This is a genomic window from Faecalimonas canis (assembly GCF_054601575.1).
Genome location: NZ_BAAHSI010000005.1, coordinates 57,171 through 83,336, shown reverse-complemented (window position 1 = coordinate 83,336; position 26,166 = coordinate 57,171). Strand labels below are relative to the sequence as shown.

Below are 26,166 nucleotides of genomic sequence, written 5' to 3'. Positions count from 1 at the left end.
GAGGATGAATATGACAGAATTTTTGGTAAAGCATTTTGTAAAAAGGTACGAGTATGTAGAGGAAGTGGCGGTAAGAACGTCATATGGTGTATTGTCAGGAGTTGTAGGAATTATATGTAATATCATTTTATTTATTGGAAAGGGAGTTATCGGTCTATTGATGCACAGTGTGTCCATTTTGGCGGATGCATTTAACAATCTTTCTGATGCAGGCTCTTCCATTATCAGTCTTATAGGTGTGAAAATGGCGAGTAAGCCGGCGGATGAGGAGCATCCTTTCGGACATGGACGAATAGAGTATATTTCAGCATTAATAGTATCTTTTCTTGTTATTCAGGTTGGACTAACCTTTTTCAAAGACTCCATTGGAAAAATTATGCATCCTGAGCAGTTGAAATTTCAGTGGATTTCCATTATTATATTGATTTTCTCCATTGGAATGAAACTGTGGCTGGGAGCGTTTAACAGGAAACTGGGAAAACGAATTGATTCGAAAGTTCTTCAGGCAACGGCGACAGATTCTATGGGAGATGCAGTGACTACTTCTGTTACCGTTCTTTCTATTTTGTTTTGGAAAATAACCGGAATGAATATTGATGGGATTGTAGGAGTAGTTGTATCGGGAATTATTATTTGGGCAGGTATAGGTATTGCAAAAGATACCGTTGAAGAATTGATAGGTCCTGCGATAAATCCGGAAGTTTTCAAAGAGGTTACAGAATTTGTGGAGGGATATGAAGGCATAGAGGGAACACATGATTTAATTGTACATAATTACGGACCGGGAAGGAGTATGGCATCCATCCATGCGGAAGTTCCTAACACAGCAGATATAGAAGTGTCCCATGAAATTGTAGATAAGATTGAGAGGGACGCACAGAAATATATGGGAATCTTCCTTGTTATTCATATGGATCCGATAGAAACAAAAAATGAAAACATTTTAAAGATAAAGGATATAGCAAATGTAAAAATAGAGGAAATTGATAGTAAAGTTTCTATTCACGATTTTCGCGTGGTAGAAGGCAAGCAGAGAATCAATCTGATTTTTGATATGGTTGTTCCACATGAATATGATAAGGAAAAACAGATTGAAGTAAGCAATACTTTAAGAAAAGAGTTACAGAAGATTGACAATCGATACCAGTGTGTGATACACATAGAGAAAAGTTATGGAGGAATGTAATGTATTCGATAAAGGAACGGGTGAGGTACAGTGAAATAGATAAAAGCGGTCATCTGACTTTAACAGGCATTGTAAATTATTTTCAGGATTGCAGTACTTTCCAGTCAGAAGATCTAGGAATCGGAATGGAATTTTTAAAAGGACATCACCGTGGCTGGATACTTTCAGCATGGCAGATAGTAGTGAAGCGTTATCCGAAACTGTGTGAGAAAATTGAAATCGGTACATGGCCAACTGCGTTTAACGGACTGTATGGGACGAGAAATTTTGTGATGAAAGACAAAGATGGCGAATGTGTGGCATATGCAAATTCTATATGGGTTTTCATGGACACAGAAAGAAAACGTCCGGCAAAACCGACAGAAAAGGATATAGAAAAATATGAACTTGAGCCGGCACTTCACATGGAATATGCACCCCGAAAGATTACACTTCCGGAAACATGGGAAGAAAAACAGTCATTTTTTGTGCAGAAAAGTGAAATTGACACAAACGGTCACGTGAATAACAGCCGTTATATTCAAATGGCAATGGAAGTGTTGGACGAAGATATGGCGGTAGAGCAGATACGTGTGGAATATAAAAAATCCGCATTATACGGGGATGAGATTTTCCCGAAAATATACAGTGAAAAAAGAAAAGTAACAATAAAACTTTGTGATGCAGAGGATAAACCTTTTGCGGTTGTAGAATTAACAGGAGAAAAGAAATGATGAAATTAGGGAAAAAACAAGTGTTGACAGTAGTAAAGAAAGTAGATTTCGGTGTATATTTGGGCGGGAAAGATGAAAAAGTACTTCTTCCCAAAAAACAGGTTCCGGAAGAGATTGAATTAGGTGATCCGGTAGAAGTCTTCTTATATAAAGATTCAGATGACCGTCTTATTGCAACAACAAACGAACCGAAACTGACACTTGGAGAGTTGGCTGTTTTAACTGTAGCAGATGTGGGAAAATTCGGTGCATTTTTAGACTGGGGATTAGAGAAAGATTTATTTTTACCGTTTAAACAGCAGACGGCAAAAGTACAAAAGGGAGATAAATGTCTTGTCACGCTTTATATCGATAAGAGCGAGCGTCTTTGTGCTACAATGAAAGTGTACGATATGTTACGCAAAGATTCTCCTTATCAAAAAGACGATATGGTAGAAGGAATTATTTATGACAGAAGCGATGAATTTGGCTTGTTTGTGGCTGTAGATAATCAGTATTCTGCACGCATTCCGAAGAAAGAAGCGTACGGAAAACTATTTGTCGGAATGGAAATCAAAGCCCGTGTTACGGCAGTAAAGGCTGACGGGAAATTGGATTTAAGTGTCCGTGAAAAAATTCCTGCACAGATGGATAAAGATGCGGATTTAGTATGGAAAACAATCTGTTCGTATGACGGGGAACTTCCGTTTACGGATAAGGCAGATCCGGAGATTATCAAACGGGAATTGAATTTAAGTAAGAATGCATTTAAACGCGCAGTGGGACGTCTTTTAAAGGAAGGAAAAATTGAGATTAGGGAAAAAAGCATTGCAATTAAAGAAGGATAATGTATAATGTAAACAGATAAAATGGAAAAAGAAAGGAGTTTTCGATATGAGAATGAAAATACAGAACATTACAAACATTGAAAAGTTTTTCAGTGTTGTTGACCAGTGTAAAGGAAAAGTAGAATTAGTGACAGGTGAAGGTGACAGACTTAACTTAAAATCAAAACTTTCTCAGTATGTTTCTATGGCAAATGTTTTTTCAAACGGAGAAATTCCACAGTTGGAATTGATTTCATATGAAACAGAAGACACAGATAGATTACTTGATTTTATGATGAACGGCTAAAAAAGAGCGTATGCTCTTTTTTTTCATATAGTCAAATATTTGATAAAGAAAGAGGACAGATATGAAGTTTGCACATTTGCACGTCCATACGGAATACAGTTTGCTGGACGGTTCAAATAAAATAAAAGAATATGTGGCACGGGTGAAAGAACTGGGTATGGACAGTGCGGCGATTACGGACCACGGCGTTATGTTCGGTGTAATTGATTTCTACCGTGCAGCAAAAGCTGAGGGAATTAAACCTATACTGGGCTGTGAAGTGTATGTAGCACCCCAGTCCAGATTTGACAAGGAAGTGGGAATGAGAGAGGACAGATATTATCATCTCGTTTTGCTTGCGGAAAATAATAAAGGGTATGAGAATTTAACAAAAATTGTTTCTAAGGCATTTGTGGAGGGATATTACTATAAGCCCCGCGTGGACTATGAACTTTTAGAGCAGTATCACGAAGGAATTATTGCACTGAGCGCCTGCCTTGCGGGAGAGGTGCAGAAAAATTTATTGCGTGGGATGTACGAAGAGGCAGTGAAATCGGCAAAAAGATATGAGAAGATTTTCGGAAAAGGCAACTTCTTTTTGGAATTGCAGGATCACGGTATACCGGAGCAGGCGACAGTTAATCAAAGGCTGCTGAGGTTGTCCCAAGATACGGGGATTGAACTGGTTGCTACAAACGATGTGCATTACACTTATGCGGCGGATGAAAAACCACATGATATTCTTCTCTGTATTCAGACGGGGAAAAAATTGCAGGACGAAAACCGTATGCGTTACGAGGGCGGACAGTATTATGTGAAATCTCCGGAAGAAATGGCGGAACTGTTTCCGTATGCTTTGCAGGCGTTGGAAAATACGCAGAAAATTGCGGATAGATGTCATGTGGAGATTGAGTTTGGAGTGACAAAACTTCCGAGATACGATGTTCCGCAAGGGTTTACCTCGTGGGAATACTTAAATAAATTATGTTTTGAAGGATTGGCGTTACGCTATGAGCCGGTGACGGAGGAACTGAAAGAGCGACTGACTTATGAGTTGAGCGTTATTCAGAAAATGGGATACGTGGACTATTTCCTTATTGTGTGGGATTTTATTAAGTATGCGAGAGATAACGATATTATGGTCGGTCCGGGGCGAGGGTCGGCTGCGGGAAGTATTGTATCATACTGTCTCGGTATTACGGATATTGATCCGATTCGCTATCAGTTGCTATTTGAACGTTTTCTCAATCCTGAGCGTGTTTCCATGCCGGATATTGATATTGACTTCTGTTTCGAGAGAAGACAGGAGGTTATTGATTATGTTGTAAGAAAATACGGTGCAGACAGGGTTGTACAGATTGTTACTTTTGGTACAATGGCAGCGAGAGGGGTTATCCGAGATGTCGGTCGTGTTATGGATTTACCGTATGCTTTTGTGGACAGTATCGCAAAAATGATACCGACAGAATTAAATATGACACTGACAAAAGCCCTATCGGTCAATCCGGAATTGAAGAAAATCTATGAGGAAGATGCGGAGGTAAAAGAACTAATCGATATGTCGCTCCGTCTTGAGGGACTTCCACGGCATACGTCCATGCACGCGGCAGGTGTCGTAATCAGTCAGAAGCCGGTAGATGAATATGTACCGTTGTCGCTCGGCGCGGACGGTGCGGTGACAACCCAATTTACAATGACAACTTTGGAAGAGTTGGGACTGTTGAAAATGGATTTTCTCGGACTGCGTACCCTTACTGTTATTCAAAATGCAGTCAAACTTGCAGAAAAAAGCAGCGGGCATAAAATCGATATGCATAAAATCGATTATAATGATAAAGAAGTGTTGGATTCTATCGGCACGGGAAAAACAGATGGTGTATTCCAATTGGAAAGTGCGGGAATGAAAAACTTTATGAAAGAGTTGAAACCGCAAAATCTGGAAGATATTATTGCGGGAATTTCCCTGTATCGTCCGGGACCTATGGATTTTATTCCTCAATATATCAAAGGGAAAAATGATAAGGATTCCATTACTTATGACTGTCCACAGTTAGAGCCGATTTTGAAATCCACATATGGCTGTATCGTTTATCAGGAGCAGGTTATGCAGATTGTGCGTGACCTTGCCGGATATACATTGGGACGAAGCGATTTGCTCCGTCGTGCCATGTCAAAGAAAAAAGCAGATGTTATGGCGAAGGAGCGTCAGAATTTTGTTTACGGAAACAAAGAAGAAGGAGTTCCGGGATGTGTGGGAAACGGTATTTCAGAGAAAATTGCAAATAAAATTTATGATGAGATGATAGATTTTGCAAAGTATGCGTTTAACAAATCGCATGCGGCTGCTTATGCGGTTGTAGCGTATCAGACAGCATATTTAAAATATTATTATCCTGTAGAATTTATGGCGGCTTTGATGACATCGGTTATCGACAATCCGGGGAAAGTTTCGGAATATATTTATGCCAGCAGGCAAATGGGAATTCATATTCTTCCGCCGGATATTAATGAGGGAGAAGGAAATTTCTCTGTTGACAACGGAAATATCCGTTATGGTCTTACTGCCATTAAAAGTATAGGACGTCCTGTTATCGAGGCAATTATTAAAGAACGTGAAATCGGCGGAAAGTATCAGAATTTGAAAAACTTTATCGAACGCCTTTCCGGAAAAGAGGTCAATAAACGCACAATTGAAAACTTTATCAAAGCGGGGGCTTTTGACAGTCTTCCGGGAACAAGAAAACAGTTGATGATGATTTACATTCAGATTTTGGATCAGGTCAATAAGGATAGGAAATATTCTATGAGCGGACAACTCTCGCTTTTTGATTTGGTTGATGAAGAACAGAAAAAGGAATTTGATATTCCTCTTCCTGATGTTAAAGAGTATGAAAAAGAAACGATGCTCGCCTTTGAAAAAGAAGTGCTTGGCGTTTATGTAACAGGACATCCGATGGAAGAATATGAAACATTGTGGAAGAAAAATATTTCCGCCACAACAATGGATTTTCAGCCAAGCGAAGAAACAGGACACTCTAAGGTCAGGGATGGTTCTAAAGAAATTATCGGCGGATTGATTGTCAATAAGACGATTAAATATACAAAGAATAATAAAGTTATGGCGTTCCTTACGATAGAAGATTTACTTGGAACGGTGGAAGTTGTTATTTTCCCAAAAGATTACGAGAAAAATAAACTTTATTTGGAGGAAGACAGTAAAGTTTTTGTAAAGGGGAGGGTTTCAGAGGAGGACGAGAGGGCAAGTAAATTAATTTGTGAGTCTATCGTTCCTTTTCAAGAAATAAAAAAGGAATTATGGATTCAATTTCCGGACAAGCAGACGTTTATGCAGGAAGAAGAACAGTTATACCGTATGATAAACGGCTCGGAAGGGAATGATACTGTTGTGATTTACTGTCAGGCGGAAAAAGCAATTAAAAGGCTTCCGATGAACAGAAATGTTGGAATAGATTCGATACTTTTAAGTAGGCTGACGAACTATTTTGGCGAAAAAAGGGTAAAAGTGGTAGAAAAAGCCATTGAAAAAACAATATAGGTATTGTAGAATAAAAAAGATAGGAATATCGGATTTGATGAATAAAAATAAAAAACAGATAGATGGAGGAATCGAACATGGCAAATCACATTAAAACAATCGGCGTTTTAACAAGTGGTGGAGATGCACCGGGAATGAATGCGGCAATCCGTGCGGTTGTAAGAACAGCATTGGGAAAAGGACTTAACGTACAGGGAATAAGACGTGGTTATCATGGACTTTTGAACGAAGAAATCATTAACATGACAGCGCGTGATGTATCTGACATTATTCAGAGAGGTGGAACAGTTCTTCAGACAGCTCGTTGTGCAGAGATGCGCACGGAAGAAGGTCAGAGAAAGGCAGCAGGCATTCTTAAAAAATATGGAATTGAAGGACTAGTTGTTATCGGGGGCGACGGTTCTTTCGCAGGAGCACAGAAACTCTCTAATTTAGGAATTAACACAATCGGTATACCGGGAACTATCGACCTTGATATCGACTGTACAGAATATACAATCGGATTTGACACTGCCGTAAATACAGCAATGGAAGCAATTGACAAAGTGCGTGATACATCAACATCACATGAAAGATGTAGTGTTATCGAAGTAATGGGAAGAGATGCAGGTTACCTTGCTTTATGGTGCGGTATTGCCAATGGTGCAGAACAGATTCTTCTTCCGGAAGAACATGACTATGATGAGCAGAAAATTATTGACAACATCGTAGAGAACAGAAAACGTGGTAAAAAACACTATATTATTATCAATGCGGAAGGTATTGGTGATTCTATTAATATGGCTAAGAGAATTGAAGAAGCAACAGGAATGGAAACAAGAGCAACAATTCTCGGACATATGCAGCGTGGAGGAAGCCCAACTTGTAAAGATAGAGTATTTGCTTCCATTATGGGTGCAAAAGCGGTTGACCTTTTATGTGAAGGCAAAACAAACCGTGTTGTAGGATTCAGTCACGGAGAATATATCGACTTTGATATTGATGAAGCATTAAACATGAAAAAAGAAATTCCGGAATATCAGTACAAAATCGCAAAAGATTTATCTATTTAAGAAACATTCAAAAAGATTGCACTTGGGAAAAGTGCAGTCTTTTTTTCTCCCTTGCAATATAGGAGAAGAATGAGTAAAATAAGTGATAGTATGAAATTTCTGAAAGGGGATTATAAATTTGAGTATGAATTGCAGAAATGATGCACCAATTGGTGTGTTTGATTCGGGAGTGGGCGGACTTACGGTAGTGAGGGAAATTATGCAAAATCTTCCAAATGAAAATTTAGTATATTTTGGGGATACGGCGCGTGTTCCTTATGGGAGTAAATCAGTAGATACAATTATTCGTTTTTCCAAGCAGATTGTTCGTTTTTTGCAGACGAAGAAAGTAAAAGCGATTGTTATTGCCTGTAATACGGTGAGCGCTCTCGCCTTGGACATACTAAGAGAAGAAATAGACGTTCCGATTATCGGTGTGGTAAAACCCGGTTCAAAAGTTGCGGCAGAAGTTACGGAAAATAAAAAAGTTGGGATTATCGGTACGGAGGCAACGGTAAAAAGCGGTGTATATACAAAATTTATTCAACAATATCAGCCGGAAATAGAAGTGCTTGCAAAAGCTTGTCCGTTATTTGTTCCTTTAGTGGAGGAAGGATTTGTGGATAATCGTATTGCACGGGAAGCGATAGATTACTATTTGCATGAGTTAAAACAATCCGGGATTGATACGTTGATTTTGGGATGCACACATTATCCGCTGCTGTACAATCCAATTAAGGCATATATGGGAGAAGCCATTCGGCTTGTTAATCCTGCATATGAAACTGCTTTGGAGTTAAAACAATTACTAAAAGAAAAAAAATTGGAAAATATGACACAGGAAGAAGGAAACGTTCCGACTTATGAGTTTTATTCCAGCGATGCTCCGGTACGTTTTAAATCATTTGCAAATGCGGTTTTACCGTATAGTGTGGATTGGATTGAGCATATTAATATAGAAGAATTTTAGGAGAAACTATGACAAAAGAGGTATTAATTAATATAACCGGAATACATACGGATATGATAGAGAGAGGAGCAGAAGATGAACCAGTTGCAGTCATTACTCCTGCTAACTATTTCCAGAAAAACGGAAAACATTACATCCTTTATGATGAAGTTGCAGAAGGTATGCCGGGAGTTACAAAAAATAAAATAAAAATCTCAGGTGACAACACAATAGAAATTATGAAAAAAGGTCTTACAAACACCCATATGGTATTTGAAAAGGGAAAAAAACATATGACGGGTTACGGAACTCCTTTTGGACAACTTGTTATGGGTATTCATACGAAAGATTTGCAGATTTTAGAAACAGAAGAAGAAATCAAGGCATCTATTCTCTATCATTTGGAAGTAAATGAGGAAGCGGTTGCCGAGTGTAGAATTAAAATAAGCATTACTCCGAAAAGTGCGGGAATGCAAGTATAAAAAAATAGATTGCGTTACGCAATCTATTTTTCTTTTTTAAATCTTGAGAAAAATCCTTTTTTCTTAACCGGTACTTCAAGACCGCCTCTAGCCCCTTTTACTTCAGTGATGTAGATACCGCTTACAACAACTTTTACTTCTTTTTTAATCGGTAAAACCGGAAATACAGTTGCATCACACATTAAAGTCATAATTCTTGGTCCGATTTTTGCTTTGACAACCGGAACTTTGGAGCGACGAAGATATTTTGGTGTGTTCTCAATGACAACTGCCGGAAAACCGGCTTCTTTTAATTTCATTCGCTTTTTGTCAATAATCAGCATGGAAACAGTCTGTGCGGCTGCATCCAGTTTTTCCTGTTGCTCTGCCTGACGCTTCTCTGCTTTTTTACCAAGAAAGTATAACACGACCAAAACGATTGCTAATACAATGATAATACCTAAAAGTATTTTAACTGTTAAACTCACAATAGCCCTCCTGATAATAATTTCTATGTAATTACCTATTTACACTTGTAATATTGTAACATTGATTTTCCGTAAGTGCAAGTAATCTTTAGTGAAAACGGGTGAAAAAATAAGACATAAAAATAAAAAGATTATGAAGTTGTGAGAAAACTCTTTAAAAGAAAGCAAATCTGTGGTATAACGAAAAAGTGTGGCTTTCACGGGTCACAAAAATAGAGATAAAGAGGTATGATCATGAAGAAGCAAAGAGTAATTGCGACAATGCTCACACTGTGTCTTGCAGTTTCAGCAGTAGGTTGCAGTAAGAAAGAAATTTCAAATGAATATGTAAAGATTTCACAGTATAAGGGTATGGAAGTGGAGAAAGTTACTTCGCAAAAAGTTACAGAAGAAGACATTACAAACTATATTAATGCAAAAATGTTAGAAAAGACAAAAAGTGTAACAGATAGAGAGTTAAGAAAAGGAGATCTTGCTCAGTTCGAATATACAGGGAAATTAAAATCTACAGGAAAAGTATTCGATCAGGGAACATTGACTTTAGGAAACGGAGAACAGTATGTAGACGGATTTGAAGAAGGAATTTATGGGCATAAATTAAATGAAACATTTGATTTGCCGATTAAATTTCCGGAAGGATATGGCGGAACGCAGCAACCTGAACTTTCAGGTGCAGACGTAATTTTTACAATTAAAATTACAGGAATTAAAGAAAGAGCATACTCTGAATTGAACGATGAATTTGTTAAAGCAGTTTCTAAAAAATCAAAAACAGTTGAAGAATACAAAGAAGAAGTAAAAAAAGAAATTGAAAAAATGAATAAGAAACAGGCAGAAGCGGAACTTCGTGACAATGCATGGAATGAAGTGATGGATAATGCAGAAATTGTTAAATACCCTGAAAAGAGATTAAAAGAGAAAGAAAAAGCAATCGAAGAACAATTAAAAAAACTTGTAGAACAGTCATACGGTGTTTCATATGAGGAGTTCTTAAAACAGAGCGGACAATCTGAAGACGATTTCAAAAAACAGGTGAAAGAAATGTCAAAAGAATCTTTAAAACCTGCTTTAGTAGCCGAATTAATTGCAAAAGAAGAAGGACTTGAAATGTCCGACAAAGAAATGGATAAAGAAATGAAAGCATTTGCAAAAGAAAACGGTTATCCGGACGTAGATACGCTTATAGAGCTAAACGGTGAGTCTATGGTAAAAGAGGCTGTTCTTCAGAACAAAGTAATGGAATGGGTTGCTGACAACTGCAAACAGGTAGAAAAGAAAGAAGAAAAGAAAGACGACAAAAAAGACGAGAACAAAGAAGACAGCAAAGATACAAAAGAAAACGAAGAAAAAACAGCAGAATAGTTGAAAAATGGGAAACGCAGTGGGTGACCGCTGCGTTTTTTGTATGCGGATTACAGGTCTTTCAGAACCTGTTGCTAAAAGTGAGTGAAAACGATTTCATATAATTTACACAGAAAATATCCCGCAAATTTGTGAAGTGTGCCGATTTACATTTAAGTTAAGCGAAAATATAATTTAAGCATAATAAGTGGAAACGATTTTATATATGGAGGATGAATAGAATGTATGATGTGATTGCACTTGGGGAACTTTTAATTGATTTTACGGAGAATGGAATAAGCAACCAAGGAAATCCGATATTTGAAGCGAATCCGGGCGGCGCACCGTGTAATCTTCTTTCGATGCTTTCAAAACTTGGAAAAAAAACTGCTTTTATCGGAAAAGTGGGGGAAGATATGTTTGGACATCAGTTAGAGGAGGCAATAAAAGGGGTTGGAATTGAAACAGTGGGATTGAAATTTGATTCGGAAGTAAAAACTACACTGGCGTTTGTTCATACGAAAGAGGACGGGGATCGAGATTTTTCGTTTTACAGAAATCCGGGAGCGGATATGATGCTTTCAGAGGAGGATATTGAAGAAGCATTATTGGAGGAATGCAGAATTTTTCATTTTGGCTCTCTTTCCATGACAAATGAGGATGGAAGAAAGGCGACAAAGAAGGCGATAGAACTTGCCAAGAAGAATGGGGCAGTTATATCATTTGACCCGAATTTAAGAGAACCGCTTTGGAAATCATTGGATGAGGCAAAAGCACAGATTGATTACGGAATGAGACAGTGTAATATTTTGAAAATTTCGGATAATGAGATTAGTTGGTTTACAGGATATGAAGATTTTTCGCAAGGTATTCGCTATCTTCAGGAGTGTTACGGAATAGATTTGATTTTGCTTTCTATGGGAAAGGCGGGAAGCAGAGCGGTTTTTGGAGATATAGTGGCAGATGTACCGGCAATTTTGCAGGAGAACACGATTGAAACAACAGGTGCGGGGGATACTTTTGGCGCATGTGTTTTAAACTATGTATTAGAACACGGCTGGAAACCATATACAAAAGAAGAATTAGAAGAAATGTTGAAATTTGCAAATGCGGCAGCGTCTATAATTACAACGAAAAAGGGGGCGTTGCGTGTGATGCCGGAGAAAGAAGAAGTTTTGGACTTATTAAAAACTTGTAATATGTAATCGGAGTCTGCGAATGCTGTATGGAGATGAAACGTTGAAGAAGATAAATGAAAAGGAAGAGAATGCTTATGACAATAAAGGAGATTGCGCAGCTTGCACAGGTATCCAGTGCGGCGGTGTCGCGTTACATGAATGGCGGGTATGTAAGTGAGGAAAAGAAAGAGAGAATCCGAGCGGTGATTGAAGAAACCGGATACCGTCCGTCTGCACAGGCGAGGACGCTTAGAACAAAGCGGGCGTGTTTGATTGGTGTTATTGTACCTAAAATCAATTCAGAATCAATCAGCAGGATTACGGAGGGAATCGGACAGGTGCTTTCAACGAATGATTATCAAATGCTCCTGACGATTACGAACAATGAAGCAGTCAAAGAATTAGAATATATGGATTTATTTGAGGCTTATCCGGTAGACGGAATTATTTTGGTGGGGACAGTACTGACAAAGTTACATAGAGAAAAACTGAAAAAATGTAAAGTTCCGGTTGTGATAATCGGGCAAAAGACAAAAGAAGTCAGTTGTGTTTACCATGATGATTATGGTGCGGCGAAAGAACTGGCGGAAGTTTTAGGAAAAGGGGCAGAGGGACGCATTGCCTATATCGGAGTGACAAGAGAGGATAAAGCAGCAGGTGCCGCAAGGGAAGACGGTTTCAGAGAGGGGCTGCGTAAAGTTGGGAAAACACTGGAAGAACAATATGTGCGTTATGCAGAATTTACTATGGAATCCGGATACGAAAAAACTTGTGATATTTTGGGGAAAGAAGATGATATCGATATCATATCTTGTGCAACTGACACGATTGCGGCGGGTGTAATAGAAGCGATTAAAGAAATTGCTCCAAAACGTCAGATTCAAGTCACGGGATTTGGGGACAATCAGTTTTTAAAAGCGGTTACAGGCGGGATCAGGACTGTTCATTTTGGATATAAGACAAGTGGAGTTAAAGGAACTCAGTTGTTGCTGGAGATGATAGAATCCGAAGAGATGATGACAACGGAAATTAAGTTGGGATATAAATTGGTGTAGAAAAGATTTTTGACAATATAAACAAAAACGGAGAAAAGAAATTAGCGAAAATGCCATCTTTACAGATGGTGTTTTTTTGATTATTATAATTCTATAAATATGAAAACGATTTCATAAATGAGAATAGGAGAAAGGAGGAAAATCATGGAAAAATGGTGGCAAAAAAGTGTTGTGTATCAAATTTATCCAAAAAGTTTTTTAGACAGTAATGCAGACGGAATTGGTGATTTAAAAGGAATTATACAAAAAATCCCGTATTTAAAGAAATTGGGAATTGATGTTATTTGGCTTTGTCCGGTATATCAGTCACCTCAGGAGGACAATGGATATGATATCTCAGATTATGAAGATATTTATCAGGGATTTGGGACAATGAATGATATGAAAGAGTTGATTCGCATATGCCAAAAAGAGGGAATACGTATTTTAATGGATTTGGTTGTGAATCACACGTCTGATCAACATAAATGGTTTCAGGAAGCACGCAAAGATAAGAACAACAGATATCGAGATTTTTATATTTGGCGGAAAGGAAAAGACGGACAACCGCCAAATGATTTGAAATCAAATTTTGGAGGGAGCGCATGGGAATATTCGCCGGAAACAGATGAATATTATTTACATTTTTACAGTAAGAAGCAGCCGGACTTGAATTGGGAGAACGAGGAACTTAGGCAGGAAATTTATCGGATGATGAATAAATGGCTTGATCTTGGAATTGCAGGATTTAGAATGGACGTAATCGATTTGATTGGGAAAGTTCCTGATAAAAAAATAAAAGAAAACGGTCCGAAATTACATGAGTATTTAAAGGAAATGAATCAGAATACATTTGGAAACAGAGATGCGATGACAGTCGGCGAGTGTTGGGGAGCAACACCGGAAATTGCAAAATTGTATACTGCACCCGAGCGAAAAGAACTGAGTATGATTTTTCAGTTTGAGCAGATTCAGTTGGATAAGAAAAAGGGCGGTCAGAGATGGGACTTAAAAGAACTTGACTTGAGGGATTTGAAAAAGGTATTCAGTAAATGGCAGTATGAATTGGAAGACTGTGGATGGAATAGTCTTTTTTGGAGTAACCATGACTTGCCGCGAATTGTTTCACGCTGGGGAAATGACGGAGAGTATCGAGAATTATCGGCTAAAATGTTGGCGACGCTTTTACATGGGATGAAGGGAACGCCGTACATTTATCAGGGAGAAGAACTTGGAATGACAAATGTTCCGTTTACTACAATAGAGAAATTTCCGGATATTGAAACACAAAATATTTATAAAGAGAGGCTGCAGGCAGGAATGGAATCGGAAGAGATTCTAAAGGCAATCAGAAAAAAGGCAAGAGATAATGCAAGAACTCCAATGCAATGGAATACAGAGGAAAATGCGGGCTTTACAATCGGAACGCCTTGGTATGAGGTCAATCCGAACTATAGGGAAATTAATGCTGAAGAGGCGGTGGGGAGAGAAACTTCTGTTTTTTATTATTATCAGAAACTCATTCGTCTCAGAAGAGAGAATGAAGTCATGGTTTATGGTAAATATGAACTGCTTCTTCCGCAGGACGAAGATATTTATAGTTATACGAGAACACTGGGGGGAAGACAGTGGCTGATTATTTGTAATTTCCATGAAAAAGTTCGGAATGTGACAGGTAATCGAGCAGGCTTGGTAGTTATAAGTAACTATGCGGATACTCCAAGTTTAGAAGAACTACGGCAGTTACGCCCATATGAAGCGGTGATTTATGAGATACGGGAACCACAGGAGAAGGCAGCCGATTACGTGATGTGCAGGTAGGGAGGAAAAGCCAAATGAATATTATTTTTGATCGAAACGCCAAGTTATTTCATCTTTATAACGAGAAAATCAGTTACATAATCAGGATAGAAAAAAATAATTATTTATCACATTGCTATTTTGGGCGAAGAATCCGAAGTTGGAATGGATCCGCAAATATGTATTATTATGACAGAGGTTTTTGTGCCAATCCGGACAGAGATGACAGAACTTTTTCTTTGGATACAATGCCGGGGGAATATCCCGATTTTGGACAAGGTGACTTCCGTAGTCCTGCTATAGAATTGGAATTTGAAGACGGAGATAAAAATACAAGGTTTATTTATAAAGATTATAGTATCAGAAGAGGAAAACCGAAACAGAGGGGACTTCCACATGTTTATATAGAGAACGACAATGAGGCGATGACGCTGGAAATATTTATGGAAGATTCTGTGCGGGGATTAAACCTTTGCCTGTATTACACGATTTATGAAGATTCAGTTATTACAAGATATACATCGATAGAGAATGTGGGGAGATGCTCAACGAAAATCCATAGATTATTGAGTATGAGTATGGATTTGAAAGAGCAAAATTATGATGTGATGACCTTAGGCGGGGCGCATACAGAAGAAAAAAATGTGTATCGAAGACAGGTTGCAGGCGACTCTATTGTCATTGAAAGTAATAGGGGGACAAGCAGTCCGCAGGCAACGCCGTTTTGGGGGCTTATGCGAAGAGAAACAACAGAGGAACAAGGGGAAGCGTTAGGAATTAATCTTATCTACAGCGGTAATTTTTGGGGCTGCGTGCAGTGTGGTCAATATGGGAGTACACGGGTTCAACTGGGGATTAATCCGTTTCAATTTGAATGGAATTTGGAGCCGGGAGAGAAGTTTAATACTCCTGAAGCGGTACTCGTATATTCGGTGCAGGGAATTGGCGGAATGTCAGAAATTTTCCATCGATTATATCGAAACAGGGTATGCAGAGGAGTGCATAGAGATAGGGAAAGACCGATACTTTTGAACAGTTGGGAAGGAATGTATTTTGATATCAATGAGGAAAAAATATTACGGCTTGCGGATAAAGCGGCAGAAGCAGGGATAGAACTTCTCGTAATAGATGACGGCTGGTTCAAAGGGAGAAACAGTGATACAACATCTCTTGGAGATTGGACGGAGGATCGCAATAAGTTTCCGAAAGGAATTCAAAATTTGGCGAAGAGAGTTCGGGAAAAAGGAGTGGAAGTTGGCATATGGTTTGAGCCGGAGATGATTTCGCCGGAGAGCGAACTTTATAAACAGCATGAGGATTGGGTAATCAGAAGCAGAAGTTATGAGCCTACAATGAGTCGAAACCAATTGGTATTGGATCTTTCCAATCCGGAAGTGTGTACATATTTAGTTGAAGCCGTGTCACGGATACTTGCTTCGGGAGAAATTACTTATGTGAAATGGGATATGAATCGTCATCTGACTGATTTGGGAAGTGTGTATTTAGGAAAGAAAAGTCAAGGAGAATTATCGCACAGATATGTGTTGGGACTGTATTCGATACTTGAAGAATTAACCGAACGTTTTCCAAAGGTGCTTTTTGAAAGCTGCTCCAGCGGAGGGGGGAGATTTGATGCGGGAATGCTATACTATATGCCGCAGACATGGGCAAGCGATAATACAGATGCGGTATGCAGATTAAAGATTCAGCATGGAACAAGTATTCTTTTTCCTGCAATTACTATGGGAGCACATGTTTCCGCCGTGCCGAATCATCAGGTTGGAAGAGTTACTGCATTAGAAACGAGGTATGCAGTGGCTGCGGCGGGGAATCTTGGATACGAACTTGATTTTCAAAAGTTATCTCAAGAAGAAATGGAAGTTATAAAGAAACAGATTGCAGAATATAAGCAACTTCGCCGAACAATTCAATTCGGAAAGTATTACAGGCTGGCAAATCCGTTTGAAGAAAATCAAGCTTCTTGGAATTTTGTTTCAGAAGACGGCACACAAATTATTTTTGTACATGTTCAAGTTTTGGCGAGAGCGGCATACAGAATTCCGGTATTGCGATTAAGAGGATTGGAGCCGAAATCGGATTATAGGAATATCGAAACAGGAGAGATATTCGGTGGAGATGAACTGATGTATGGCGGTATTACAATTCCGAGAGTGAGACAGGATTTTTCAAGTACGATGATTGTGTTTGAGAAAGTCCCGAAAGAATAAAAAATGAAAAGTTAAGGAGAGAGGATAATGAGAAAAGAAAAAAACTATCAGACAACGGCAAAAGAACTTCTTCGCCTTGTCGGTGGAAAAGAAAATGTCATCAGTGCGGCACATTGTGCGACAAGACTTCGGCTGGTGTTGAAAGATGAAAAGAAAGCAGATGTAGAAGGAATTTTGAACACAGAACTGGTAAAAGGTCAGTTCGCAACAGGCGGGCAGTTCCAAATAATTATTGGCAGCGGAATTGTAGATGAAGTATATAAATATTTTATTCAATATGCAGACGTACAGGAAAGTTCAAAGAATGAAGTGAAAAAAGCTGCGGATCAAAAAATGAATTTTCTGCAGCGTTTGGTAAAGATGCTGGCGGATGTATTTGTGCCGATTATTCCGGCGCTTGTTGCAAGCGGACTTTTAATGGGCTTGAATAATATACTCACTGCACAAGGTCTGTTTTCGGCAAATCAGTCGTTAGTCGAGATGTTTCCGCAAATTGCAGACTTGGCGTCTATGATTAATACATTTGCCAGTGCGGCATATGCTTTCCTCCCAATTCTTGTAGGATTTTCCGCAACTAAAATGTTTGGAGGAAATCCATATTTGGGGGCTGTCATGGGAATGATTATGGTTTCGGGAGATCTTTTGAATGCTTATTCTTACGGAACGGCAATTACAGAAAACACTGTACCTGTATGGCATATAGGCGCTCTGACTATTGAAAAGGTGGGATATCAGGGAACTGTGCTTCCGGTTCTTGCGGCGGCAGCCATTTTGGCGTTTGTCGAAAAGAAACTACATAAGAGAGTTCCTGAATATTTAGACAATCTTCTTACGCCGGCATTATCTGTACTTATAACGGCATTTTTAACATTTACGGTAGTAGGCGGAGTAATGCGTACAGCGGGAGATTTACTTACAAACGGAGTTTTATGGCTTCACGATACACTTGGTGCAATTGGAGGATTTATTTTCGGATTTATTTATGCGCCTATGACTATGACCGGTATGCATCACAGTTTACTCCCTGTTGATGTACAATTAATCGCAGCGGGAGGTTCTTTCTTATTTGCGATTGCCGCATGTAACAATGTGGCTCAGGGTGGAGCGACACTTGCTGCTGTTTTATGTACAAAAGATAAGAAAATGAAAGGAATTGCTGTGTCATCCGGTATTTCCGCTCTTCTTGGAATTACAGAACCGGCTATGTTTGGTGTGAATTTGAAGATGAAATATCCATTCTATTCCGCAATGGTCGGATCTGCAGTCGGATGTGCGTATGTTACATTAACAAATGTACAGAATATTTCTCCGGGGGCAGCAGGCATTATCGGATTCGTGTGTGTTAAATCCAGCGGAATGCTAAACTATATGATTGGAATCGGTATTTCCCTGCTTGTTGGTTTTGCATTAACGATGATACTTTCAAAAACGAAAAAATTTAGTGAAATGTAATTTGATTTGAAGGGGAGAACTGATGAATTCATTGACAAAAGATTTGGCAAATTTAACAAAAAGAATAGAAGAGCAGGCTGACGGAAATGATATTTTCCGTCAGAAACTGCATTTAATGCCTCCTGTGGGCTGGCTCAATGATCCGAATGGGTTGTGCCAATTTAACGGAACTTACCACGCTTTTTTTCAATATGCACCGTTTTGCGCAGAGGGCGGTCTGAAAATGTGGGGACATTACACAAGCAGCGATATGGTGGAATGGACTTATGACGGCGTAAGTTTATATCCGGATCAGCCCTTTGACTGCCATGGGGTTTATTCCGGCTCGGCATTTGTAGAAGACGGAAAAATGTATTTATATTATACGGGCAATGTAAAATTAGAGGGTGGAGAATTTGATTATATCCATACCGGACGAGAGGCAAATACGATTTTGGTCGTTAGCGAAGACGGAAAACATTTCGGAAGCAAAAGAGAATTGATGCGGAACAGCGATTATCCGCAAGATTTGACATGCCATGTAAGAGATCCGAAGGTGTGGAAAAAAGATGAAATTTACTATATGATACAGGGCGCCAGAACACAGAAAGACGAAGGAAAAGTGTTGATTTTTGAATCAAAAGACCGATTGCATTGGAGTTATAAAGGAGATGTAAAAACGGAAGACCGATTTGGATATATGTGGGAATGTCCTGATTATTTTGAAATAGAAGACAGAAAAATTTTATCAGTATCCGTTCAAGGTTTGAAGGACGGTGTATGGGATAACCGAAACGTATACCAGTCCGGATATTTTCGGATTGACGGCGATGTTCTGAGTTTGTATAAATTATCGGAGTATGAACTTTGGGATTATGGCTTTGACTATTATGCGCCACAAAGTTTTGAAATCGAAGACGGCCGGCGTATTCATATCGGCTGGATGGGAATGCCGGATTGTGAAGAATATACGAATCCTACAAAGGAACATGGCTGGCAGCATTGTTTTACATTTCCGAGAGAAATTCAGGTGGAAAATGGGAAAATATTGCAAAGACCAATTCGGGAATTGGAAATGTTACGAAAAAAAGAAATGCGAACACATACTTTTCTAGAAAAAAAATGCAATAAAGTATTTGAAGTAGAAGTGAAAAACATAAAAGAAAATCAATTTCAAGCAGTTTTGGCTAAAGAATTGATTTTGGAATATTGTAACAATAGATTTGAAATGCGGTTTATAAGCCAAAATAAGAAATCGGTATCAGCGGGAAGAGGAATTAGATTTAAAGAGTTAGAAGAACTCAGAAATATTAGGATTTTGGCAGATGTTTCTTCGGTGGAAGTTTTTCTTAACGATGGAGAAGTTGTATTTTCCACAAGATATTATCCAGAGAAGTATGAAATTCAAATAGAAGCGCCAAATGCTGATATTGTGTATCGGGAGTTGTCATAAAAATAACAGCCTGTACTCGCTTTTTTGTCTAGGGAGTGATAAAATAAACACTATAAAAATGCGAACAGGAGTGTAATAAGAGGTACTGTAAAAAGTGTGGGATAAAGTATGACTCAGATGAAAGATTTTGTGCGGAATGCGGCAGTAAATTAGTCGATGAAGCAAAGAAAGAAAAAACAACAACCGGAAAATCAAAATGTATAAAAATAATCATTGCTTTTGTCGTAATAGGGGCAATTGCGGTTGGCAGTTTTTTCGGCTATAAAGCCTATCAGAAATCTTCCGAAAAGCCAAAGCAGGCGAAGAAAACTGTAGAGAAGGATATTGATAAAGAATTGCAGGAATTAGAAGAAAATATAGATATGGACTATTTAAAGGGTGCAATGCTTTTGATACCGGAGTTTACAGAAAAAGAAGAAATTTCTGAAACACAAATTTGTGAGGTGGCATACTGTGCCGGAGTGGCAAAATATTTTAATGAGCGTACAAATCGAGATTTCTATATAGAAGGAAACGTAATAGACAATCAACAGTTTATTGAGGCGGGGATTGACGAAAAGGAGCAGGATTTAGGATATGTTATCTTGAAGGAAGATGCGTTTGTTCCGATTTTTGAAATGCTTGGGAAAAAATATAATAAGAATATTTCCTATGAAAATGAGACGGGAAAATTTTCGCAAGAAGGAAATGTTATTAAACTATGGACGGAAGCGATTATAGAGCCGGGCGGAGAAGAAAAAGTAAAAGAAATCCGAATGGACGTTGATTCTGAAAATAAGCAAATTGTTGTAACGTATACGCGGGAAGTTATCGCATATGATGAAGAATATGGTGCAGGGTCTACTTGGACATTAGAAAACGGAGAAACATATCTCAAGGAAAATTATCGTGTGTATCTTTCACTGGCAAACAATAAATTGGGATATGTGATTGAAAGAAAAGAGAAAATCGGAGAAGAGTCGGCGGATACTTCGGAGAATAAGGAAGAAAAGTATGAAGAACTTTCTGTAAAAGAGCGTGAAACTAAAAATGTTGAAAAAGTGGAAGCGGAGGCAAATAGAATAAGGGGCTCTTTGAGTGACACTGCAACTCAAAGTGAGATAAATGAAAATAGCAAACAACTTTATAAATTATGGGACGATGAATTAAATAGACTATGGAAAGTTTTAAAAGAAGAGTTGAGCAGTGCAGAAATGGTAGAACTACTGGAAGAACAAAGAAAGTGGATTGCAGAGAAAGAAAATGCTATTGATGAGATGGAGAAGGTTAGCGGTGGAGGAACAGCGACAACTATGAATAAAAATATGACAGGGGAGGATTTTACAAGACGGAGAGTGTATGAGTTATTAGAATATTTGCCTTAAGAATGTTTATGACAATCAGAGAAGGTTGTAAAGAATTCAATTAAGATATTAAATCTTGTTTTGCAAACATGGTGTATACTCTTTTAGATGAAAGCATAGAATTTAGTAAACAAATTATGCAGGGGTTTTTATGAAAGAGTATATTGAAGAGCGGGCGATAGAAATCGCAACTTATATTATCGAGCATCAGGCTACGGTGAGGCAAACGGCGAAGGAGTTTGGAGTGTCAAAGAGTACGATACATAAAGATGTAACCGAACGTCTTCAGCAAATTAATCCTTCTCTCGCGCTTCAGGCGAGAAAGGTATTAGACACAAACAAATCGGAAAGACATATCCGAGGAGGTATGGCAACAAGAGAAAAATATTTGCATCAGCGTTAAATAGAGGAGAAAAGGAGAGCGTTGGCTCTCCTTTTTTCTACCAATTTTTAAAATTTGTATTATAATAAGTAAATAATAAAATAAAAGAAAGGAGTAGTTATGGTTACATTATTTCTTATTCCAGTATACATTTTATTCAGTGCATATTTGTGTAAGTGGTTATTTCGTTGGTTAAATTCCTGTCACCATTGGTTTCAAAACAAGGTAACAAAAATTATTATTATTTCGGCATATATTTTTGTTTCTTCTACGGTTATTATAAGTTTTCTTTTGCCGGTATCGCCAGTGCAGAGAGTGTTGAAACAAATTAGTAATTACTGGCTTGGAACTTTAGTTTATATTTTTCTAGTTGTTCTTTTTGCCGATTTGGGAAGAATTATTTTGAAGCAAATGAAATGGATTTCCAATGAAAAACTATCTTCCAGACGGACTTTTGTTATAACGGGAGGTATCTGTATTGTATTTATTAGTGTTATCAGTATTTATGGTATTCTAAATGCACGATATATTCGCACAACGCCATATGAGGTGAAAATTGAAAAGGACGGGGGAAAACTGGAAGATTTGAAGATTGCATTGGTGTCGGATTTACATTTGGGCTATAGTATAGGCGATGATCATATGGAACAAATGGTGGAGAAAATAAATAAAATGGATGTGGATATTGTTCTGATTGCAGGTGACATTTTTGATAACGACTATGATGCATTGTATCATCCTGATTATCTAATCAAAAAATTGCGGGAAATTAAAAGTAAATACGGTGTCTATGCCTGTTATGGAAATCATGATATACAGGAAGAAATTCTTGTGGGATTTGGATTTCCGGGAGGAGAGAAAAAACAGAGTGATTTGCGGATGGATGAATTTTTGAAAAAAGCAAATATAAAATTGATGAAGGATGAGGCAAATTTAATTGATGATTCTTTCTATCTCGTATCAAGACCGGATTATAAGTATCCGGGAAGGGATATTGAAAAAAGAAAGATGCCGGAAAAAGTTACGGAGAATTTAGATAAAACGAAGCCGATTATCGTTATGGAACATGAGCCGAAAGAAATTGAAGAATTGGCGAAGGCGGGGGTGGATATGCAGTTGAGTGGGCATACACATGATGGACAAATCTGGCCTGGGACATGGCTGATAAAATGTTTTTGGAAAAATTCATATGGTCATATGAAAGAGGGGAATTTACACAGTATTGTCACATCAGGAATAGGAGTGTATGGACCTGCCATGCGTGTAGATTCTAAAAGTGAGATATGTGAAATCCATGTGTTATTTCACTAGACAAGGAAAAGAGGGTACTATGAAAACAAAGGAAAGATACTTATTTGATAACAAAGCAATTATTTCGTTAATTATTCCACTTATTATTGAACAACTTTTAGCGGTTCTTGTGGGTATGGCGGACTCTATTATGATTGCCAGTGTAGGCGAGGCTGCCGTATCCGGTGTATCTCTTGTAGATAATGTCATGATACTTTTAATTAATTTATTTGGGGCATTAGCAACCGGAGGAGCGGTTGTTGCAGGACAATATCTTGGTAAAAAACAGGAAGAAAAGGCGGACAAGGCGTCAAATCAACTTATATGGTTTATAACAATTTGTGCAGTCGGAATTACAATTCTTGTTTATTTGGGGAAAACTTTTATTTTACGAGTTGTATTCGGGGAAATTGAGCCGGATGTGATGGGATACGCAAATACATACCTTCTTATCGTAACTGCATCCATTCCGTTTATTGCTTTATATAACGGTGGGGCAGCGATTTTTCGAACGATGGGAAATGCAAAAGTAACGATGATAGTTTCTCTTATTATGAATGCGGTAAACGTAATTGGAAATGCAATTCTTATTTACGGATTTCACATGGGTGCGGAAGGAGTTGCCATTCCGACACTGTTGTCCCGAATGGTTGCGGCAATTTTAATTGTAATTCTTTTGCTCAATCCAAAACAGATACTGCATTTGCAAAAAACATTGAAATATCGTCCCGATTGGAAAATGATAAAGAAAATCTTGGGTATCGGGATACCAAATGGGCTAGAAAACAGTATGTTTCAGTTAGGAAAAATATTAGTTTTAAGTTTAGTTTCTACATTTGGTACATATGCCATTGCTGCGAATGCAGTCAGTAACGCAGTTGCGATGTTTCAAATCCTGCCGGGGATGGCAATTTCGTTGGCGGTAACAACGGTTATTTCCAGATGTGTAGGTGCGAAAGATTATGAACAAGTTTCTTATTACACGAAAAAGTTGCTAGCAATTACATATGTTTGTATGATAATTACGAATGCAATCATTTATTTTGCCCTTCCTATAATTATGCAGGTATATAATTTGTCAGCAAAAACTGCTCAGGTTACGGAACAGATACTGATTTTCCATGGAATTAGCAGCATATTTATATGGCCGATTGCATTTACCCTTCCAGCAACTTTAAGGGCAGCGGGAGATGCCAAAACAAGTATGATTATTTCTATTTTTTCTATGTGGATATTCAGGATAGGGTTCAGTTATCTGCTTGGAAAATATTTTGGAATGGGAGTATTCGGTGTATGGGTTGCCATGGTTATCGATTGGATTTTCCGTGCAATTTTATTTGTAGGACGGTATATTGGAGGAAAATGGAAAGAAATTCGCACTGTTTAAGGAAATATACAAAAGCCTACTTGTAAAAGAGGGAAAGTTAGCATATAATTAATATTCAATGAAATACGAATGTGAGGAGGAAATCTTTTTGAATAACGAAACAGTTATCGTCCTGGATTTTGGCGGACAGTACAACCAATTAATTGCAAGACGTGTAAGGGAATGTAACGTATATTGTGAAGTGCATCCATATACACTTAGTTTAGAAAAAATAAAAGAAATGAATCCAAAGGGTATCATTTTCACGGGAGGTCCAAACAGCGTTTATGATGAGTCATCTCCACGATATGAGAGAGCCATTTTAGAACTTGGTATTCCTGTTCTTGGTATCTGCTACGGTTCACAGTTAATGGCATATTTATTAGATGGCGAAGTAAAAACAGCACCTGTAAGTGAATATGGTAAAACAGAAGTAGAAGTGGATTCTTCTTCAAAATTATTTGATGGCATACAGAAATCTACAATCTGTTGGATGAGCCATACAGATTATATTGCATCAGCACCGGAAGGTTTTAAAATTACAGCGACAACTCCTGTTTGTCCGGTAGCTGCAATGGAAAACGAAGCGGAAAAATTATACGCAGTACAGTTCCATCCTGAAGTATTGCATACACAGGAAGGTACAAAAATGTTACGCAATTTCCTTTATAACGTATGTGAATGTACAGGAGATTGGAAAATGGATTCATTTGTAGAAAAATCAATCGAAGCCATTCGTGAAAAAGTTGGTGACGGAAAAGTTTTATGTGCATTGTCAGGTGGAGTCGACTCTTCTGTAGCAGCAGTAATGCTTTCTAAAGCAGTTGGAAAACAGTTGACTTGTGTATTTGTGGATCACGGTTTACTCCGTAAAAACGAAGGTGATGAAGTAGAAGCGGTATTTGGTCCGGAAGGAAATTATGACTTAAACTTTATCCGTGTAAATGCACAGGAACGCTTTTATGCAAAATTAGCAGGTAAAGAAGAACCTGAAGAAAAGAGAAAAATTATCGGAGAAGAATTTATCCGTGTATTTGAAGAGGAAGCAAAGAAAATCGGAGCAGTTGATTTCTTGGTACAGGGAACAATTTACCCTGACGTAATTGAAAGTGGATTGGGAAAATCAGCGGTAATTAAGAGTCATCACAATGTAGGAGGACTTCCAGATTGTGTAGATTTCAAGGAAATCATTGAGCCTCTTCGTGATTTGTTCAAGGATGAAGTGCGTAAAGCAGGACTTGAACTCGGTATTCCTGAACATTTAGTATTCAGACAACCATTCCCAGGACCAGGGCTTGCAGTTCGTATTATCGGTGAAGTAACAGCGGAAAAAGTTAAAATTGTTCAGGAAGCAGATGCGATTTACCGTGAGGAAATCGAAAAAGCAAGTCTTTCAAGAAATATTGGACAGTATTTTGCGGCATTGACAAATATGCGTTCCGTAGGTGTTATGGGAGATTTCAGAACTTACGATTATGCGGTAGCACTTCGTGCCGTATTGACAAGTGACTTTATGACAGCGGAAGCAGCAGAAATTCCATGGGAAGTGCTTAGCAAAGTGACAACACGAATTGTAAATGAAGTGAAACACGTTAATAGAGTTATGTACGATTGTACGGGAAAACCACCAGCAACGATAGAGTTCGAATAAATCGAGTTGCTTAAAAAAGCCAGTGTTTATGCGGGTTTCAGCGATTTCGATTAGTCTTTTGATAACAAATTGATAACAGTCATAGCAAGTGCCATTATTCTTGTTATCCAGTGGTTTATGGGTAACGGAACAATTAACAGGTGGCTTGCAGACTAAAGTTCGGAGCTTGGCTCTGAACAAATTCCATATTATA

At 38.3% G+C, this 26,166-nt stretch carries 21 protein-coding genes; 20 read left to right on the top strand and 1 reads right to left on the bottom strand.

The genetic code is table 11. From position 1 onward, the window contains the following. Positions 1–10 precede the first annotated feature (10 nt). The 8 genes from ACYPXO_RS01730 (at position 11) to ACYPXO_RS01695 (ending at position 9,009) form a co-directional block, all read left to right on the top strand. On the top strand, positions 11–1,186 hold the full coding sequence (locus tag ACYPXO_RS01730; protein WP_459638971.1) for a cation diffusion facilitator family transporter: 1,176 nt from the start codon (positions 11–13) through the stop codon (positions 1,184–1,186). Next, positions 1,186–1,899, top strand: a complete 714-nt coding sequence (locus ACYPXO_RS01725) for an acyl-[acyl-carrier-protein] thioesterase (RefSeq protein ID WP_459638970.1) — start codon at positions 1,186–1,188, stop codon at positions 1,897–1,899. The genes ACYPXO_RS01730 and ACYPXO_RS01725 overlap by 1 nt, the downstream gene beginning before the upstream one ends. Then, positions 1,899–2,726 (top strand): CvfB family protein, encoded by an 828-nt coding sequence (locus tag ACYPXO_RS01720; RefSeq protein WP_459638985.1) that lies wholly within the window; start codon positions 1,899–1,901, stop codon positions 2,724–2,726. The genes ACYPXO_RS01725 and ACYPXO_RS01720 overlap by 1 nt, the downstream gene beginning before the upstream one ends. 52 nt (positions 2,727–2,778) lie before the next feature. After that, positions 2,779–3,012, top strand: coding sequence for a polya polymerase (locus ACYPXO_RS01715; RefSeq protein ID WP_459638984.1), 234 nt, complete (start codon positions 2,779–2,781; stop codon positions 3,010–3,012). A 61-nt stretch (positions 3,013–3,073) separates the two neighbouring features. Then, a complete protein-coding gene (locus tag ACYPXO_RS01710) occupies positions 3,074–6,547 on the top strand; it encodes a DNA polymerase III subunit alpha (protein WP_459638969.1) in 3,474 nt (1,157 codons plus the stop codon). A gap of 77 nt (positions 6,548–6,624) precedes the next feature. Continuing rightward, positions 6,625–7,599: a 6-phosphofructokinase gene (gene pfkA / locus ACYPXO_RS01705; RefSeq protein WP_459638968.1), complete on the top strand. Its 975-nt coding sequence runs from the start codon at positions 6,625–6,627 to the stop codon at positions 7,597–7,599. A gap of 118 nt (positions 7,600–7,717) precedes the next feature. After that, entirely contained in the window at positions 7,718–8,548 is an 831-nt protein-coding gene (gene murI, locus ACYPXO_RS01700) for a glutamate racemase (RefSeq protein WP_459638967.1), read from the top strand. 8 nt (positions 8,549–8,556) lie between these two features. After that, positions 8,557–9,009, top strand: coding sequence for a YwiB family protein (locus tag ACYPXO_RS01695; RefSeq protein WP_459638966.1), 453 nt, complete (start codon positions 8,557–8,559; stop codon positions 9,007–9,009). Between the two features lie 23 nt (positions 9,010–9,032). Here the strand turns inward: ACYPXO_RS01695 and ACYPXO_RS01690 are convergent, their stop codons facing one another. Further along, positions 9,033–9,476 carry a hypothetical protein gene (locus ACYPXO_RS01690; protein ID WP_459638965.1) on the bottom strand — a complete coding sequence of 148 codons (444 nt, stop codon included), beginning with the start codon at positions 9,474–9,476 and terminating at the stop codon, positions 9,033–9,035. Between the two features lie 234 nt (positions 9,477–9,710). On the opposite strand from ACYPXO_RS01690, the gene ACYPXO_RS01685 reads away from it, so the two are divergent. The 12 genes from ACYPXO_RS01685 to guaA all read left to right on the top strand — a co-directional run bounded on the left by ACYPXO_RS01685 (position 9,711) and on the right by guaA (position 25,973). Further along, positions 9,711–10,838, top strand: coding sequence for an FKBP-type peptidyl-prolyl cis-trans isomerase (locus ACYPXO_RS01685; RefSeq protein WP_459638964.1), 1,128 nt, complete (start codon positions 9,711–9,713; stop codon positions 10,836–10,838). 212 nt (positions 10,839–11,050) lie between these two features. Further along, positions 11,051–12,022, top strand: a complete 972-nt coding sequence (locus tag ACYPXO_RS01680; RefSeq protein ID WP_459638963.1) for a carbohydrate kinase family protein — start codon at positions 11,051–11,053, stop codon at positions 12,020–12,022. Positions 12,023–12,090: 68 nt separating this feature from the next. Then, a complete protein-coding gene (locus tag ACYPXO_RS01675; protein WP_459638962.1) occupies positions 12,091–13,050 on the top strand; it encodes a LacI family DNA-binding transcriptional regulator in 960 nt (319 codons plus the stop codon). 144 nt (positions 13,051–13,194) lie between these two features. Beyond that, entirely contained in the window at positions 13,195–14,850 is a 1,656-nt protein-coding gene (locus ACYPXO_RS01670; RefSeq protein ID WP_459638961.1) for a glycoside hydrolase family 13 protein, read from the top strand. Between the two features lie 14 nt (positions 14,851–14,864). Then, positions 14,865–17,057, top strand: a complete 2,193-nt coding sequence (locus ACYPXO_RS01665) for an alpha-galactosidase (RefSeq protein ID WP_459638960.1) — start codon at positions 14,865–14,867, stop codon at positions 17,055–17,057. 27 nt (positions 17,058–17,084) lie between these two features. Next, positions 17,085–18,509: a sucrose-specific PTS transporter subunit IIBC gene (locus ACYPXO_RS01660; RefSeq protein ID WP_459638959.1), complete on the top strand. Its 1,425-nt coding sequence runs from the start codon at positions 17,085–17,087 to the stop codon at positions 18,507–18,509. Positions 18,510–18,531: 22 nt separating this feature from the next. Beyond that, complete coding sequence (locus ACYPXO_RS01655; RefSeq protein WP_459638958.1) at positions 18,532–19,941, top strand: glycoside hydrolase family 32 protein; 1,410 nt, start codon at positions 18,532–18,534, stop codon at positions 19,939–19,941. A gap of 362 nt (positions 19,942–20,303) precedes the next feature. After that, positions 20,304–21,305: a lysozyme inhibitor LprI family protein gene (locus ACYPXO_RS01650; RefSeq protein WP_459638957.1), complete on the top strand. Its 1,002-nt coding sequence runs from the start codon at positions 20,304–20,306 to the stop codon at positions 21,303–21,305. 130 nt (positions 21,306–21,435) lie between these two features. Beyond that, the gene (gene spoIIID / locus ACYPXO_RS01645; RefSeq protein WP_459638956.1) at positions 21,436–21,687 is read left to right on the top strand and encodes a sporulation transcriptional regulator SpoIIID; all 252 of its coding nucleotides are present in this window, start codon (positions 21,436–21,438) and stop codon (positions 21,685–21,687) included. A 99-nt stretch (positions 21,688–21,786) separates the two neighbouring features. Further along, positions 21,787–22,977, top strand: coding sequence for a metallophosphoesterase (locus tag ACYPXO_RS01640; protein ID WP_459638955.1), 1,191 nt, complete (start codon positions 21,787–21,789; stop codon positions 22,975–22,977). Between the two features lie 19 nt (positions 22,978–22,996). Continuing rightward, positions 22,997–24,343 carry an MATE family efflux transporter gene (locus ACYPXO_RS01635; RefSeq protein ID WP_459638954.1) on the top strand — a complete coding sequence of 449 codons (1,347 nt, stop codon included), beginning with the start codon at positions 22,997–22,999 and terminating at the stop codon, positions 24,341–24,343. An 88-nt stretch (positions 24,344–24,431) separates the two neighbouring features. Next, positions 24,432–25,973 (top strand): glutamine-hydrolyzing GMP synthase, encoded by a 1,542-nt coding sequence (gene guaA, locus ACYPXO_RS01630; protein ID WP_459638953.1) that lies wholly within the window; start codon positions 24,432–24,434, stop codon positions 25,971–25,973. The last annotated feature ends 193 nt before the right edge of the window (positions 25,974–26,166 follow it).